This is a genomic window from Streptococcus downii, assembly GCF_004353325.1.
GTDB classification, from domain to species: Bacteria; Bacillota; Bacilli; order Lactobacillales; family Streptococcaceae; genus Streptococcus; species Streptococcus downii.
In genome coordinates this window covers 82,789-97,981 of the sequence record NZ_MZNX01000004.1, presented here as the reverse complement: position 1 = coordinate 97,981, position 15,193 = coordinate 82,789, and the positions used below count along the sequence as shown (strand labels likewise).

General features: G+C 38.9%; 12 protein-coding genes, 1 tRNA gene and 1 pseudogene. 11 read left to right on the top strand and 3 right to left on the bottom strand.

Features of this window, described 5'->3' with window-relative positions; genetic code table 11:
- The first annotated feature begins 127 nt into the window (after positions 1-127).
- Positions 128-215: transfer RNA gene (locus tag E2R31_RS01530), tRNA-Ser, on the top strand.
- Positions 216-304: 89 nt separating this feature from the next.
- Here the strand turns inward: E2R31_RS01530 and E2R31_RS01525 are convergent.
- Positions 305-1,245, bottom strand: a pseudogene (locus E2R31_RS01525) (ISL3 family transposase); the annotation flags it as partial.
- A 173-nt stretch (positions 1,246-1,418) separates the two neighbouring features.
- Here E2R31_RS01525 and E2R31_RS01520 point away from each other — a divergent pair.
- Positions 1,419-2,123, top strand: coding sequence for a hypothetical protein (locus E2R31_RS01520; RefSeq protein WP_132972496.1), 705 nt, complete (start codon positions 1,419-1,421; stop codon positions 2,121-2,123).
- An 89-nt stretch (positions 2,124-2,212) separates the two neighbouring features.
- On the opposite strand, the gene birA is transcribed toward E2R31_RS01520, so the two are convergent.
- Both birA and E2R31_RS01510 read right to left on the bottom strand, forming a co-directional pair.
- A complete protein-coding gene (gene birA, locus E2R31_RS01515; RefSeq protein WP_132972494.1) occupies positions 2,213-3,151 on the bottom strand; it encodes a bifunctional biotin--[acetyl-CoA-carboxylase] ligase/biotin operon repressor BirA in 939 nt (312 codons plus the stop codon).
- Positions 3,148-4,008, bottom strand: coding sequence for an AraC family transcriptional regulator (locus E2R31_RS01510; RefSeq protein WP_084947178.1), 861 nt, complete (start codon positions 4,006-4,008; stop codon positions 3,148-3,150). Before E2R31_RS01510 ends, birA begins: the two co-directional genes overlap by 4 nt.
- Positions 4,009-4,115: 107 nt before the next feature.
- On the opposite strand from E2R31_RS01510, the gene E2R31_RS01505 reads away from it, so the two are divergent.
- The 9 genes from E2R31_RS01505 to E2R31_RS01465 all read left to right on the top strand — a co-directional run bounded on the left by E2R31_RS01505 (position 4,116) and on the right by E2R31_RS01465 (position 15,177).
- Positions 4,116-6,278, top strand: coding sequence for an alpha-galactosidase (locus tag E2R31_RS01505; protein WP_125450591.1), 2,163 nt, complete (start codon positions 4,116-4,118; stop codon positions 6,276-6,278).
- A 34-nt stretch (positions 6,279-6,312) separates the two neighbouring features.
- Positions 6,313-7,563 (top strand): extracellular solute-binding protein, encoded by a 1,251-nt coding sequence (locus E2R31_RS01500; RefSeq protein WP_132972492.1) that lies wholly within the window; start codon positions 6,313-6,315, stop codon positions 7,561-7,563.
- Positions 7,564-7,581: 18 nt separating this feature from the next.
- A complete protein-coding gene (locus tag E2R31_RS01495; protein WP_132972490.1) occupies positions 7,582-8,454 on the top strand; it encodes a carbohydrate ABC transporter permease in 873 nt (290 codons plus the stop codon).
- A 16-nt stretch (positions 8,455-8,470) separates the two neighbouring features.
- Positions 8,471-9,304, top strand: coding sequence for a carbohydrate ABC transporter permease (locus E2R31_RS01490; protein WP_132972488.1), 834 nt, complete (start codon positions 8,471-8,473; stop codon positions 9,302-9,304).
- 201 nt (positions 9,305-9,505) lie between these two features.
- Entirely contained in the window at positions 9,506-10,948 is a 1,443-nt protein-coding gene (gene gtfA / locus E2R31_RS01485; RefSeq protein ID WP_132972486.1) for a sucrose phosphorylase, read from the top strand.
- Positions 10,949-11,080: 132 nt separating this feature from the next.
- Positions 11,081-12,274, top strand: coding sequence for an O-antigen ligase family protein (locus E2R31_RS01480; protein WP_008289123.1), 1,194 nt, complete (start codon positions 11,081-11,083; stop codon positions 12,272-12,274).
- A 144-nt stretch (positions 12,275-12,418) separates the two neighbouring features.
- Complete coding sequence (locus E2R31_RS01475; protein WP_132972484.1) at positions 12,419-12,862, top strand: MarR family winged helix-turn-helix transcriptional regulator; 444 nt, start codon at positions 12,419-12,421, stop codon at positions 12,860-12,862.
- Positions 12,863-12,935: 73 nt separating this feature from the next.
- Positions 12,936-13,664: an ATP-binding cassette domain-containing protein gene (locus E2R31_RS01470; RefSeq protein ID WP_132972482.1), complete on the top strand. Its 729-nt coding sequence runs from the start codon at positions 12,936-12,938 to the stop codon at positions 13,662-13,664.
- Positions 13,657-15,177, top strand: a complete 1,521-nt coding sequence (locus E2R31_RS01465; RefSeq protein WP_132972480.1) for an ABC transporter permease/substrate-binding protein — start codon at positions 13,657-13,659, stop codon at positions 15,175-15,177. Before E2R31_RS01470 ends, E2R31_RS01465 begins: the two co-directional genes overlap by 8 nt.
- The last annotated feature ends 16 nt before the right edge of the window (positions 15,178-15,193 follow it).

Below are 15,193 nucleotides of genomic sequence, written 5' to 3'. Positions count from 1 at the left end.
ACGGTTTGCTAAATCGTTAGGTCGGGTAACTGGCGCGGGGGTTCGAATCCCCCATTCTCCGTATACAGAGAGCTATAAAGCGAGTGTAAGAGTTTAAATCAACTTATACCTATTAATTAAATATTTTGGAGAATTACTCAAGAGGCTGAAGAGGACGGTTTGCTAAATCGTTAGGTCGGGTAACTGGCGCGGGGGTTCGAATCCCCCATTCTCCGTGATGTGATTTGAGAATCTTTATTAACTCTAGTGGGTTGGTGAAAAGTCATATTCTGGAGAGAGCCACATTGGCACTCTCTTTTTTTGGCTCTTTATCCTTGAGAAAGGTTTGAAAGACAGCCTGAAAGTGAGGGTGGACCAGCTTGAGATTATTTTCAACGAGTTCGAAAGAATTTTCTGCCTCCTTGTTCTGAAAGTTAAAAAGCAAGAGCTGATAGAGATTATAGTGTTTTTTCAGGTCTGGCGATAAAAGCGTTTATGACTTAGTTTCCGACTCTCCTGTTGGATGAGTTTCCAGTAGAGTTTGATTGCCTTATATTCGTACGATCTCCTATCAAACTGATTCATGAGTTGGATGCGAAGGCGGCTCATAGCACGGCCGAGATTTTGTACAATGTGAAAGCAATCGAGGATGATTTTAGCAGAAGGAAAGAGTTTCTTAGCGATGTCGTAGTAGGAGCTAAACATGTCCATTGTAATGACTTTCATTCCATTTCGGACCTGTCTAGAATAACGAAGGAAATGATTGCGAATCGTTGCTTGAGTCCGTCCGTCTAAGATAACTAGGATCTTATTTGAATCAAAATCTTGTGCAATGAAGCTCATCTTACCTTTCTTGAAGCTGTATTTATCCCAAGACATGTGAGTTGGAAGATAAATCTGTCTTGAATTTAAACTCTTTCAGTTTACGAATGACGGTGGAAGTGGAGATAGCCAAGCTTTCAGCGATGACCGTCATAGGAACTTTCTCGATTAATTTTTGAGCGATTTGGTGGTTTTTCTTGACTAAGGGAGTCTCTGCGACAGCCATTTTTTTACAGACTTTACAGCGGAAGCGCCGTTTCCTTAGACGAATTAGAATTTTGTATCCCGCACATTCTAGATAAGGGATTTTAGATTTTTTTTGAAAATCATATTTCTTCAGTGATTTCCTTTTGGGGGATCCATATTGATAATATCTACACTCTTGATGTTAGGGTCTTTAATATCAAGTAGGTTTGTGATAAAATGTGCACTTAATTTGACAATTCAAGCCAACAAAATAGGCTCCATAATCTCATAGTGGTTTTACTCACTACAGAATTATAGAGCTCTATTATCTAATGCCGTTTCACTAACTATCATACTAGAAAAAATCATAAATAGACTAGATTTAGTGGTATACTAGGGTTAGGGACTTTAAGTGGCTGGGGATAATCGAGATGAAAAATGGAGTAAAATTTCGTAGTATTTTTTATAGATTTATACTATTTATCTTTGTAGTATTTCTAACTGTGATTTCAATGATCTTAGATGCAAAAAAAGCGCAAATTCGCTTTTTTAACCTATCTTTGACTATCGGGCAAGAGGAGTTGAAGATTGTTACAGTTGCGGTTTTGCTCCTTACTTTTCTTTTATCTTTCATGTTCAAATGGAAGTGTTTAATCCATAAAACTGGGATTTATCTAAGAAAAATTGATTTATTTATAGCTTGGGATGAGATTAGAGGTCTTAGCCATGTCTGGATAAATGAATATCATCGTGGACCTCATGGTTTCCTGTTCTATAATCGTAAGACGCTGGTTATTTATAGAGAAAATTATCAGCCGATTTGCCTTTATAATATTTCAATATTGGCCTTATATGTGACTAAATGTTATCATCCAAAATTGAAAACCAATATAGTCTCAGCAACGTTGGCGAGTCTTTTCAATATGGCTTTAAATGCATGGTTCTTGTACGAGATGTTTAGTAAAAATTTGGTGAATATAAAAGCTGAAGTCTTTATGTTTTGGCTGCTTTTGTATGCTGTTAAAGTTTTTGCACTTCCATTGGTCATGCTTGGACACGAAAATCACTGCTATGGGGTTTCTTTGGCACATAGCACGGCATATAAAAAGCATGCCTCAAAAGCTATCCACCTGTAAATTGTTGACAGGAAGCCAGCTATTTATATATCTGTTGCTTTCTACATTCAAAAAGCACTATATGTTGCTAGTTGCATATAGTGCCGTTGTTAAGTCCAGCTAGTGAGTGAGATTTCACCACTATTGAGCCAGATTTCTGTCTGGTCATCAAGCTGGATAAGGAGTTGTCCTTTGTCGGAGATGTCCTTGGCGACTCCTTTTTTTTCAGTCTGTTCTTGGATAAAACTGACCTCTCTTCCTAGAACAAGAGAGTGTTCTTTATAAAGATAGAGTAGTTCTTCGGGTGCTGTTTGGTAGAAACAACGCCAAATTTCTGAGATTAGTTCGTTTCGTGTGATAGGAGCTGGTGGTGTAAAGAGACTTCCAGCTTTTTCTTTTATCTCTTTGGGAAAATCGCTGATGGCAAAGTTGATTCCAACGCCGATAATGACGTCTGTTACTAGGCCTGTTTCCACGGACGTCATAGCTTCGGTGAGGATACCTGCTATTTTTTTATTTTTAAAGTAGATATCATTTACCCATTTGATACCCACGTCAATCAAGGTGAGGTTTTTAATGGCTTTGTAAATGGCACCTGCTGTAAGTAATGTGTAGGCAGGAAGCTGGTCATAGGTGAGATTTGGCTGAATATGTAATGACATATAAATACCTCCCTGAGCAGGAGAGTAGTATGGACGCTGAAAGCGTCCACGACCTGCTGTTTGACATGTGGAAAGATAGAGACTATTTCCCTGACTTCCTCCTTCAATTCCTTCTTTTGCATCTGTTTGTGTTGATTTTGTTTCAGGTTTGTAGAAAATAGTTAAGTTGGTTTTCTCTTGAGTCAAATCAGGTAGGATCAAATCGCCTTGAATAAGTTTGTAACCTTTATTTTTAATACTGTCAATCACGAGCCCTTCTTGTTGGAGGCGTTGAATTGCCTTCCATATGGATGTACGACTTAACGACAGTTCTTCTGCAATTTTTTCTCCGCTAACATAGTCGTTTTCTCTAGCTAATATTTGGTAGACTAGTTGGTGTGATTTCATTGATTTTCCTTTCTAGCTAAGAGGGAGTGAGAGAGTTCTTTTCGAGTTTGACTCGGTGTTTTATGAAAAAACTGCTTGTAGGCTTTTGAGAAATGGAGAGGATCTGAAAAGCCGACGGAGTATGCAATGACTTTAATAGATTCTTCAGTATGTTCCAGAAGTTGTTGTGCACGATGCATCCGAACGTAGAGTAGATACTCTTTTGGAGAGAGTTGGTGAAATTCTTTAAACACACTAGTTAAGTAACTTCTATGAACCGATAGCTCTTTAGCTAAATCTTGAATGGTGAGCGATCGTGGATAGTGACTATCTATCAATCGTTTGCAGTCAAGATAGAGCTGGTGAGTTGATGAAATATTCTCTTTTTTCTGATTTGGAGCAATCGTTCCTAGATGAAACATTAGTTCATGGAGTTGTCCCATGATGTGGAGTTGAGCCAATTCATTAGATTTTGTAATCTGAGCGAAGCGGACAATATCTGAGATGAGTTTTGCAGTTGTCTGTGTATGACAGTTATTTGACTGGATGAGGTAGGATTGGTCAGAAATTTGAGATAGAGCAAAGTAGTCAGGTGCCCTCCCTCCAGTGATCCCCAACCAGTAGTAAGCCCAAGGATCCTGGCTATCTGCTTGATAAAAGGTTAATTCATCTGGTTTTAGTAAAAAGAAATCTCCTGCCTTTAAATCAACAATTTTCCCCTTATAATGGAACTGCCCTTTTCCTTTAGTAATGTAATGTAGTACATAGGTATCTCGAATAGCTGGGCCAAAAGAGTAATTAGGCGTGCATTCTTCATAACCGTAGAAGCTAAGAGAAAGATCAATTGTTCCAGTCTGGTATTCTGAAAAAACGAGCATGGGCCACCTCCTACCTAACATTTTACCATACTTTGTATACATTTCTCTATTTTAGAAAGCGCTTTTATGTGATAAAATTTTATCAAGAAATGGATGAGGTACAATTTATGGGAGTTCGAATAGAGAATAATCTATTTTACGTTGAGAGTAAAGGTTTAAGTTTGATTATTGAAAATAGGGATGGGTTCTTATTATTAAAACATTTAGGAAAGACTATTAAGAACTATAGAGGGGCTAATAGTGTTTACGAACGCGATCATGCTTTTTCTGGTAATCCTATAGCTACTAATCGAACCTTTAGTTTGGATACGCAACGTCAGATTTTTGGACAACATGGTTTGGGTGACTTTAGAAAACCAACTTTACAGATTCAACATGATGCAACTGAAGTAACAGACTTTCGATTTGTAGAAGCAAAGATTTTAAAAGGTCAGAATGGTCCACAGGGCTTACCTTCTCCTCACAGCATGGATGCTACAGAGACGCTTGCCTTGATTTTAAAAGATCCTCAAGCTAAACTTAGTCTGACTTTGTATTATACTGCTTTTGATAATGATGCGACAATTGCTAGTTACAGCAAATTGGAGAATAATAGCAATCAGGAAGTTGTCATTCATAAGGCCTTTTCTTTTATGGCTGATTTTCCTGCTGCAGCTTACGAAATAGTGACTTTACAGGGAGCTTATGCTCGTGAAAAGACTGTCCGACGTCAACAGGTAGAACAAGGAATCTTTTCGATTAGTTCGAACCGTGGAGCTTCTGGGCATGCTCAAACACCAGCTCTTCTATTATGTGATCAAGGAGTTACAGAGGATGCTGGGAATGTGTTTGCTCTACAACTACTGTATAGTGGAAACTTCGAAGCTTTTGTCCAAAAGAATCAACTGAATGAAGTTCGGGTTGCTATTGGCATTAATCCAGAAAATTTTTCTTGGAAGTTAGATCCTGAGGAAAATTTTGAAACACCGGTAGCTTTAGTGACTTATTCAGATAAGGGATTAACTGGTATTAGTCATGAAAGTCAGAATTTTGTACTTAAGTACATTATGCCAAGTAAATTTTCTAAAAAAGAGCGTCCAATTCTAATTAATAACTGGGAAGCTACCTACTTTGACTTTCAGAGAGAAAAATTGTTAGAACTAGCTGATGAAGCTAAGAAAGTTGGTATTGAAGTTTTTGTATTAGATGATGGGTGGTTTGGTAATCGCTTTGATGATAATCGTGCTTTAGGTGATTGGGTTGTGAATGAGGAAAAATTGGGTGGAAGTCTAGAAAGTCTGATTTCAGCGATCCATGAAAGAGGTTTGCAGTTTGGGCTTTGGTTAGAACCGGAGATGATTTCTGTTGATAGCGACTTGTATCGTAAACATCCTGACTGGGCCATTCAGGTTCCAGGTTATGAGCATACCTATTCTAGAAATCAATTAGTACTTAATCTTGCCAATCCCCAGGTAGTAGGATATTTGAAAAATGTCTTAGATGAACTCCTCTCTCATCATAAAATTGACTACATCAAATGGGATATGAACCGTAATATTACTAATCTGGGGAATGGTTCAGTTTATCTGGAAACCCAGATGCAATCTCATCAGTACATGCTGGGGCTTTACGAACTCGTTTCTTATCTGACAGAGAAACACAGTCATATTCTCTTTGAGTCCTGCTCTGGTGGCGGTGGCAGAAATGATCTTGGTATGATGCGTTATTTCCCACAAGTCTGGGCTAGTGATAATACTGATGCCATAGCACGTTTACCTATACAGTATGGATCATCCTATCTCTATCCAACCATTTCTATGGGAGCTCATGTGTCAGCTGTACCGAATCATCAGATGGGACGAATGACACCATTGGAAACTCGTGGTCATGTAGCAATGATGGGAAATCTGGGTTATGAGCTTGATTTGACAAGTTTATCAGATGATGAGAAAGCTGAGATTGCTAATCAGGTGAACTTGTATAAAGAATTGCGACCAGTAGTCCAGTTGGGAAATCAGTATAGGTTAATCAATCCCGATGCTGAATCCAATGAAGCAACTGTGCAATTTAACTATGGAAATCAAACGATTGTAACCTACGTCCGAGTCCTATCAGTTGTGGAAACAATGGAAACCACCTTGAAACTGAAAGACTTAGAAGTGGAAGGGCTTTATGAGCTGGAAGGGACAAACATTGTTTACTCGGGTGCAGAGCTCATGTATGCAGGTTTAACTGTTACCTTATCACCAGGAGATTTTTTGAGTAGACAGTATAAATTCAAGAGACTATAATAAAAGCGTATAAATTTATCAAGGAGGCATTCCAATGAAATGGTATAAGAAAGCAGGTTTTCTTTTAGTAGCTGGGGCAAGTTTACTAGGCCTAGTGGCTTGTAGTCAGAACAATCAATCAACTGATGGCAAGGTAACGATTGAGTTTTTTAATCAGAAGACCGAGATGGCGGATACCTTGCAAAGGATAGTGGATGATTTTGAAAAGGATCACCCTACTATTGATGTAAAACTGACGACTGTTCCCGCAGCTGGAATTGTTCTGAAGACTCGGATTTTATCAGGAGATGTTCCAGATATTATTAATATCTATCCTCAAAATATGGATTTTCAGGAGTGGGCAAAAGCAGGTTATTTTGCAGATATGACAGGGAAATCTTATCTTGAGAACATCAAGAACGACTATGCCGAAAAGTATGCAATCAATAACAAGGTTTATAGTGTGCCCTTAACAGCCAACCTTTATGGAATCTATTACAATAAAACGAAGTTTAAAGAATTAGGACTTGAGGAACCGAAGACTTTTAAAGAGTTTCAAGAGATTGTTAAAAAGATAAAAGATAGGGGGAATTCTCCATTTGCAGTTGCAGGCAATGAAGGCTGGACATTAAATGGTTACCACCAACTTTCTCTCATTACTATTACAGGTAGTGGAGATGCGGCTAATAACTATCTTCGCTTTTCAAAACCAAACGCTATCTCTGCAGATGATGCTATTTTAAAAGCCGATGCAGAACGACTCGATTTATTAGCAGATAATGCTCAAGATGGTTGGCGTGGTGCTTCTTATAATGATGCGGTGGTAGCATTTTCGAGTGAAACAGCTTTGATGATGCCACAAGGATCATGGGCATTAGCGGCAATTAATCAACAGGATCCAAAATTTGAGGTGGGGATGTTTGCCTTCCCAGGAGAAGAAGTAGGAAAAGAAGTTACTGTTGGTGCAGGGGACATGGCATTATCAACTTCGGCTACTACTAAACATCCGAAAGAAACCGAAGAATTTATCAGCTATATGACTAGTCCAAAAGCTATGCAGTCATATTATGATGTAGATGGATCACCAGTTGCTGTAAAAGGCATACAGGAAAAAGAAGACTCAGCGCTTGCAGATATTTCTAAACTGGCCTTTACTGACAAACATTATGTTTGGTTGGGCCAACACTGGAATTCTGAAGAAGATTTTTTTAATCTAAGTGCAGGTTACTTGATGGATAAAAATCTGAAAAATATGGCAAACAATCTCAATGCTTTCTTTAATCCAATGAAGGCAGATTTGGACTAGAATAGGAGTTAAGATGATATGGCTATTCGAAAATTTTTAAATAAATACTGGGGTTGGACTTTTTTGCTCATCCCGCTTGCTTTACAAGCTGTCTTCTTTTACTTTCCGATGGTGCAAGGTGCTTTCTATAGTTTGACTAACTGGACTGGATTGACCTATAATTATAAATTTGTTGGTTTGAATAACTACAAATTGCTTATGATTGATGGAAAATTCTTCACAGCGATTGCTTTTACTTTGATTTTAACTCTGGCATTGATTATTGGAGAGATTACGATTGGGATGGTTGTGGCACGAGCCTTAAATTCTAAGATGAAGGGACAGACCTTCTTTAGAGCTTGGTTCTTTTTCCCGGCTGTTTTGTCTGGTTTGACAGTTTCCTTGATTTTTAAACAATTCTTCAACTATGGTCTTCCAACGATTGGAAGAATTTTAGGGATTGGTTTTTTACAAGAGAGTCTATTGGGGACACCTGTCGGAGCGGTAGTGGCAACTATTTTTGTTCTTCTATGGCAAGGAGTAGCAATGCCAATCATTCTCTTTCTTGCGGGTCTTCAGAGTATCCCAACTGATATTTTAGAGGCGGCATCAATTGATGGTGCAACAAGCAAACAAACCTTTTGGAAGATTGAATTACCATATTTGCTACCAACGATTTCTATGGTTTTTATTCTGGCTCTTAAGTCCGGTTTGACAGCCTTTGACCAAATTTTTGCCTTGACGAGTGGTGGTCCAAATAATGCTACAACGTCTCTTGGACTTTTAGTCTACAACTATGCTTTCAAGAGTAATCAATATGGATATGCGAATGCAATTGCCTTGATTTTATTCTTAATTATTGGAATTGTTTCTCTTATCCAAATCAAGCTATCAAAGAAATTTGAAATCTAATAGAGGAGTCCTACACATGAAAAAAGAAGAAAAATTGAATCAGTTTTGGAAATATGTCCTCTTGATAGTCGGTGGTATTCTTATACTTGTTCCTTTATTGGTAACAGTATTTAGTTCTTTCAAAACAACTAAGGATATCATGAATCATTTCTTTAGTTTGCCCAATCCTTTTACCTTAAGTAATTACGAACGCTTAGTTTCGGATGGGATTGGAGGCTATTTCTGGAATTCAGCTGTTATTACGGTGTTATCATTGATTGTAGTAGCTTTCTTTATACCAGCTGCAGCTTATTCCATTGCTCGAAATATGTCCAAGAAAAAAGCCTTTGCAATTATGTATTCGCTCTTGATTTTAGGTATATTTGTTCCATTTCAGGTGATTATGATTCCTATCACAGTTATGATGAGTAAGCTCGGCCTGGCAAATATGTGGGGGCTAGTAATACTCTACCTAACTTATGCTATTCCACAGACTCTCTTCTTGTATGTTGGTTATATAAAAATCAGTGTACCAGATAGTTTGGATGAAGCTGCGGAAATCGATGGGGCTGATCGTTTTACAATTTATCGTCGAATCATTTTTCCAATGCTGAAACCCATGCATGCGACAACCTTGATTATCAATGCACTATGGTTCTGGAATGACTTTATGTTGCCACTGTTGATTCTGAATAAGGATTCCAAGATGTGGACTTTGCCTCTCTTCCAATACAACTACCAAGGTCAGTACTTCAATGACTATGGCCCAAGTTTTGCATCTTATATTGTGGGAATTGTAACGATAACCATTGTCTACCTCATCTTCCAAAAACATATCATTTCAGGAATGAGTAACGGAGCAGTGAAGTAAGAAAGTGCTTAGGGAATCTATAATTCCATACATAGACGAACGGTTCAGCTTGTTGACAATTCTATGTAGAAAACAAGAAAGTCGTACTTAGTTGCTTGCAGTTTAGTACGAGTTCAATGTGAACAAAAATCTAAAAATATCTTTCATTTACGAAGCCAGGTCATATGAGACTTGGCTTTCATCAGAAAAAGGAGAACATTTATGACCATTCAAAATAAAACTATGTTGATTACTTACTCAGATAGTCTTGGAAATAACCTTAAAGACTTGTATGAGAATTTGGAAGAACATTTTGGAGATGCTATTGGGGGAGTTCACCTTCTACCATTTTTCCCATCAACAGGTGATCGTGGATTTGCGCCAGTTGACTATGATGAAGTGGATTCAGCTTTTGGTGATTGGGAGGACGTTAAGCGTTTAGGCGAGAAATATTATCTTATGTTTGACTTTATGATTAACCATATTTCTCGTCAATCTAAGTACTATAAGGACTATCAAGAAAAACATGAAGCCAGTGAATTTAAAGATCTCTTTTTAAACTGGGATAAGTTTTGGCCAGAAAATCGTCCGACACAAGCTGATGTAGATTTAATTTACAAGCGTAAGGATCGTGCACCAAAGCAAGAGATTCTTTTTGCAGATGGTTCAGTAGAACATTTGTGGAATACTTTTGGTGAGGAGCAGATTGATCTTGATGTGACCAAAGAAGTAACGATGGCATTCATCCGTAAGACGATTCAACATCTAGCAAGTAACGGGTGTGATTTGATTCGTCTAGATGCCTTTGCTTATGCAGTGAAGAAATTGGATACCAATGATTTCTTTGTGGAACCAGATATTTGGAATTTATTGGACAAAGTTCGAGATATCGCTGCTGAGTATGGGACAGAGCTCTTACCTGAGATTCATGAACACTATTCGATTCAGTTTAAAATAGCGGACCATGATTACTATGTTTATGATTTTGCCCTTCCAATGGTGACCCTTTATACTCTTTACAGTTCCAGAACAGAGCGTTTGGCTAAGTGGTTAAAGATGAGCCCGATGAAGCAATTTACGACACTAGATACCCATGATGGAATTGGAGTGGTGGATGTCAAAGATATCCTGACCGATGAGGAAATTGACTATGCTTCAAATGAGCTCTATAAGGTTGGAGCGAATGTCAAACGGAAGTACTCTAGTGCCGAGTATAACAATTTAGATATCTACCAAATCAATTCAACCTACTATTCTGCGCTTGGAGATGATGATGTCAAGTATTTCCTAGCTCGTCTGATTCAAGCTTTTGCTCCAGGCATTCCTCAGGTTTACTATGTGGGTCTATTAGCAGGAAAAAATGACTTGAAATTGTTAGAAGAAACCAAAGAAGGTCGAAATATTAATCGTCATTACTATAGCAATGAGGAAATAGCAGAAGAAGTTCAACGTCCTGTGGTGAAGGCCCTTCTCAATCTATTTTCTTTCCGTAATCGGTCAGAGGCCTTTGATCTAGAAGGGACTATTGACGTTGAAACACCAACAGCTCACAGCATTGTAATCAAACGTCAAAATAAAGACAAGTCCGTAACAGCAGTAGCAGAAATTGATTTACAAAGTCAGACCTATCAAGTAGTGGAAAACGGCAGAAAAATTCAGTTCTAGTGCTATATTAATGAAAGAGTTTTTTTGTTGTGAAAACGTGTTCATTGTTCCCAAATGACGGAAAAAATGGTAGAATATAAAGATAGTTTAGCATTTATCTTCTGGAGAAATCCAGAACAGAAAGGATCCGTTTTGAAATCAATTGGATTACTGGATAAGATAAGAGGGCTTTCGAAAAAAGATTTCTTTTTGTATTTGATGATCATAAGTATCTTTTTACCTTTTTATTTGTTCTTAGCCCTCTTTGCTTTATATTTGATAGGTTTACTTGTTACTGGGGAGATGAAGGGAATTATCAAAGGATTAGCCAAACATCCTGTACTTCTCTTTTTTATTGCCTACAGTAGTATCATCTCTATCGTCGCTAAGAACTGGCTTGGATTGGTTGCATCTTTACTGATGTTTCTCTTCCTCATTTTCTTTAGTTTCTACCAGAAACGTCTGACACATGCTTTCTTTCGACTGATACTGCAGACAATCTTGTTTGGTAGTGTGCTCTCTGCGGCTTTTGCTACTTTGGAGCATTTCCAAATTGTAAAGAAATTTAACTATGCCTTTCTTTCGCCCAATATGCAGGTATGGCATCAGAATCGGGCAGAAGTGACCTTTTTTAATCCTAATTACTATGGAATTATTTGTTGTTTCTGTATCATGATTGCCTTCTATCTCTTTACAACGACCAAGTTGAATTGGTTGAAGGTATTCTGTGTGATTGCAGGCTTTGTTAATCTCTTTGGATTGAACTTTACTCAAAATCGAACTGCCTTTCCTGCTATTATCGCTGGAGCCATCATTTATCTCTTTACAACCATTAAAAACTGGAAGGCCTTTTGGCTTAGTATCGGGGTCTTTGCGATTGGCTTGAGTTTCCTTTTTTCTAGTGATTTGGGAGTTCGGATGGGGACTTTAGATTCCTCTATGGAAGAACGCATTTCTATCTGGGATGCTGGGATGGCCTTGTTTAAGCAAAATCCTTTTTGGGGGGAGGGGCCATTGACCTATATGCACTCTTATCCTCGGATAAATGCTCCTTATCATGAACATGCTCACAGCCTTTATATTGATACGATTCTGAGTTACGGAATTGTGGGAACCATTTTATTAGCTTTGTCTTCTGTTGCTCCTGTTCGTTTGATGATGGATATGAGTCAGGAGTCGGGGAAACGTCCAATTATCGGTCTTTATCTATCTTTCCTTACAGTGGTTGCTGTGCATGGAATCTTTGACTTGGCCCTTTTCTGGATTCAGTCAGGTTTCATTTTCTTGTTAGTTATGTGCAGTATTCCATTGGAGCGTCGAACCTTGGTATCAGACATGACGGATTAAGTTTATAAGATTGAAATCTTCTACCTTGAGTAGGAGATTTTTTACTGAGAAAAATTAGTTCTAAATCGAAATAGTTGACAATTGGAATAATAAGTATTATAATGTTTTTTATTCGTATCGATATAGAAATAAATTGGAGGTTTCATGAAATATTGTCATTTGGTAGCCCATCATATTCGTTTGTTGAATGGGCGGCTTTTTCAAAAGTTACTGAATCAGGATCCTGAGGCTCTTTATCGGAGTGAACAGGGCAAGATTCTCACTGTTTTATGGAATAGTGAGACAGGATGTGCTACGGCAACAGATATTGCACTTGCGACAGGTTTGGCCAATAATACGCTCACAACCATGATTAAGAAACTTGAGGAGCAAAACCTGATCATCATCAGTCCATGTGGAATAGATAAGAGAAAGAAATATGTCAAGTTGACAGAGCAGGGTTGGTCTCAGAAAGAAGTTGGCCATCGTGTCAGTCAGAAATTAGATGCGATTTTCTATAAAGGCTTCTCAGAGGAAGAAATTCGGCAGTTTGAAGCCTTTCAAGAAAGAATTTTGGCTAATCTGAAAGAGAATGGAAATGAGGCTTAGAATGGGGTAAATTAGTTATTAAAAGTTTGGTAACTTGACCAAACCGAGGAAAGTTTTAAAATGAGGACTGAGAATGATTGAATACAAAAATGTGGCGCTACGCTATACAGATAAAGATGTTTTGAGAGATGTCAATTTACGGATTGAGAATGGGGAATTTATGGTTTTAGTTGGGCCTTCTGGGTCAGGTAAGACGACCATGATTAAGATGATTAACCGTCTCTTGGAACCAACTGATGGAAATATTTATATGGATGGCAAGCGCATCAAGGACTATGATGAACGCCAACTCCGCCTTTCTACTGGCTATGTCTTACAAGCTATTGCCCTCTTTCCCAATCTAACTGTGGCGGAAAATATTGCCCTAATTCCTGAGATGAAGGGCTGGACTAAGGAAGAAATTGCTCAGAAAACAGAAGAGCTTTTGGCTAAAGTTGGCTTGCCAGCAGCTGACTATGGGCATCGACTTCCAAGTGAATTATCTGGTGGGGAGCAGCAACGGGTGGGCATTGTCCGAGCTATGATTGGTCAACCTAAGATTCTACTCATGGATGAGCCTTTTTCAGCCTTGGATGCTATTTCGAGAAAACAGTTGCAGGTTTTGACTAAAGAATTGCATAAAGAGTTTGGGATGACAACGATTTTTGTGACCCATGATACGGATGAAGCTTTGAAATTGGCGGACCGTATTGCTGTTCTGCAGGACGGAGAGATTCGTCAGGTGGCAGTTCCTGAAATGATACTGAATGCGCCTGCCACAGACTTCGTAGCAGATTTATTTGGAGGCGTTCAACATGGCTAATTTGTTTTCTACTTTTCAGGAGCGTTTTGGTGATTGGTTGACAGCCCTATCTCAACATTTGCAGTTATCACTTTTGACCTTGTTACTAGCTATTTTTATTGCGATTCCCTTGGCTGTTTATCTTCGCTATCATGAAAAGTTGGCGGATTGGGTCTTGCAGATTGCTGGAATTTTCCAGACCATTCCGTCTCTGGCTTTATTGGGACTTTTTATCCCCTTGATGGGAATTGGGACCTTACCGGCCTTGACAGCTCTAGTGATTTATGCGATTTTCCCGATTTTGCAAAATACCATCACTGGGCTGAAGGGAATTGATCCGAGTCTGCAAGAGGCTGGGATTGCCTTTGGGATGACCAGATGGGAACGTCTCAAGAAATTCGAAATTCCCCTTGCCATGCCTGTTATGATGTCTGGGATTCGGACGGCAGCGGTCTTGATTATCGGTACGGCGACCTTGGCGGCCTTGATTGGTGCAGGGGGGCTGGGTTCCTTTATTCTTCTAGGAATCGACCGTAATAATACCAGTCTGATTTTGATTGGGGCACTTTCTTCTGCAGTGCTGGCTATTGCCTTTAACTTCCTACTAAAAGTGATGGAAAAAGCAAAATTGAGAACGATTTTCTCTGGTTTTGCCTTGGTGACCATATTGCTCGGTCTGTCTTATAGTCCAGCCCTCTTAGCTCAAAAAGAGAAAGAAAACTTGGTGATTGCTGGGAAATTGGGGCCTGAACCAGAAATCTTAGCTAATATGTATAAATTGTTGATTGAAGAAAATACCAGTATGACTGCGACTGTTAAGCCGAATTTTGGGAAAACAAGCTTCCTCTATGAAGCTCTGAAAAAAGGGGATATTGACATCTATCCTGAATTTACTGGTACGGTGACTGAAAGTTTACTTCAACCATCACCTAAAGTAGGTCATGAGCCAGATCAGGTTTATCAAGTGGCGCGTGATGGCATTGCCAAACAGGATCATCTGGCTTATCTCAAACCTATGTCTTATCAAAATACCTACGCTGTAGCTGTTCCGAAAAGGATTGCTCAAGAATATGGCTTGAAGACCATTTCGGACTTGAAAAAAGTGGAAGGACAGTTGAAGGCCGGCTTTACTCTTGAATTTAATGACCGAGAGGATGGAAATAAGGGCTTGCAATCAATGTATGGTCTCAAGCTTAATGTAGCAACCATGGAGCCAGCCCTTCGCTATCAGGCGATTCAGTCGGGCGATATTCAAATTACGGATGCCTATTCGACAGATGCAGAATTGGCGCGTTATGATTTGCAGGTCTTGGAAGATGACAAGCAACTCTTCCCCCCTTATCAAGGGGCACCACTTATGAAAGAAGCTCTTCTCAAGAAACATCCTGAGTTGGAGACAGTTCTCAATAAATTGGCTGGTAAAATCACGGAAAGCCAGATGAGCCAGCTCAACTACCAAGTGGGTGTCGAAGGCAAGTCAGCAGAACAAGTAGCCAAGGAGTTTCTACAAGAACAAGGTTTGTTGAAGAAATAAATGGAGAGGAAAGTCA

What these genes read in the sequence shown, in the direction of transcription:
- E2R31_RS01500 (WP_132972492.1), top strand. Translation starts at nt 6,313, where the DNA reads ATGAAATGGTATAAGAAAGCAGGTTTTCTTTTAGTAGCTGGGGCAAGT.
- E2R31_RS01510 (WP_084947178.1), bottom strand. Translation starts at nt 4,008, where the DNA reads ATGCTCGTTTTTTCAGAATACCAGACTGGAACAATTGATCTTTCTCTT.
- E2R31_RS01495 (WP_132972490.1), top strand. Translation starts at nt 7,582, where the DNA reads ATGGCTATTCGAAAATTTTTAAATAAATACTGGGGTTGGACTTTTTTG.
- E2R31_RS01465 (WP_132972480.1), top strand. Translation starts at nt 13,657, where the DNA reads ATGGCTAATTTGTTTTCTACTTTTCAGGAGCGTTTTGGTGATTGGTTG.
- gtfA (WP_132972486.1), top strand. Translation starts at nt 9,506, where the DNA reads ATGACCATTCAAAATAAAACTATGTTGATTACTTACTCAGATAGTCTT.
- E2R31_RS01520 (WP_132972496.1), top strand. Translation starts at nt 1,419, where the DNA reads ATGAAAAATGGAGTAAAATTTCGTAGTATTTTTTATAGATTTATACTA.
- E2R31_RS01505 (WP_125450591.1), top strand. Translation starts at nt 4,116, where the DNA reads ATGGGAGTTCGAATAGAGAATAATCTATTTTACGTTGAGAGTAAAGGT.
- E2R31_RS01470 (WP_132972482.1), top strand. Translation starts at nt 12,936, where the DNA reads ATGATTGAATACAAAAATGTGGCGCTACGCTATACAGATAAAGATGTT.
- E2R31_RS01490 (WP_132972488.1), top strand. Translation starts at nt 8,471, where the DNA reads ATGAAAAAAGAAGAAAAATTGAATCAGTTTTGGAAATATGTCCTCTTG.
- E2R31_RS01475 (WP_132972484.1), top strand. Translation starts at nt 12,419, where the DNA reads ATGAAATATTGTCATTTGGTAGCCCATCATATTCGTTTGTTGAATGGG.
- birA (WP_132972494.1), bottom strand. Translation starts at nt 3,151, where the DNA reads ATGAAATCACACCAACTAGTCTACCAAATATTAGCTAGAGAAAACGAC.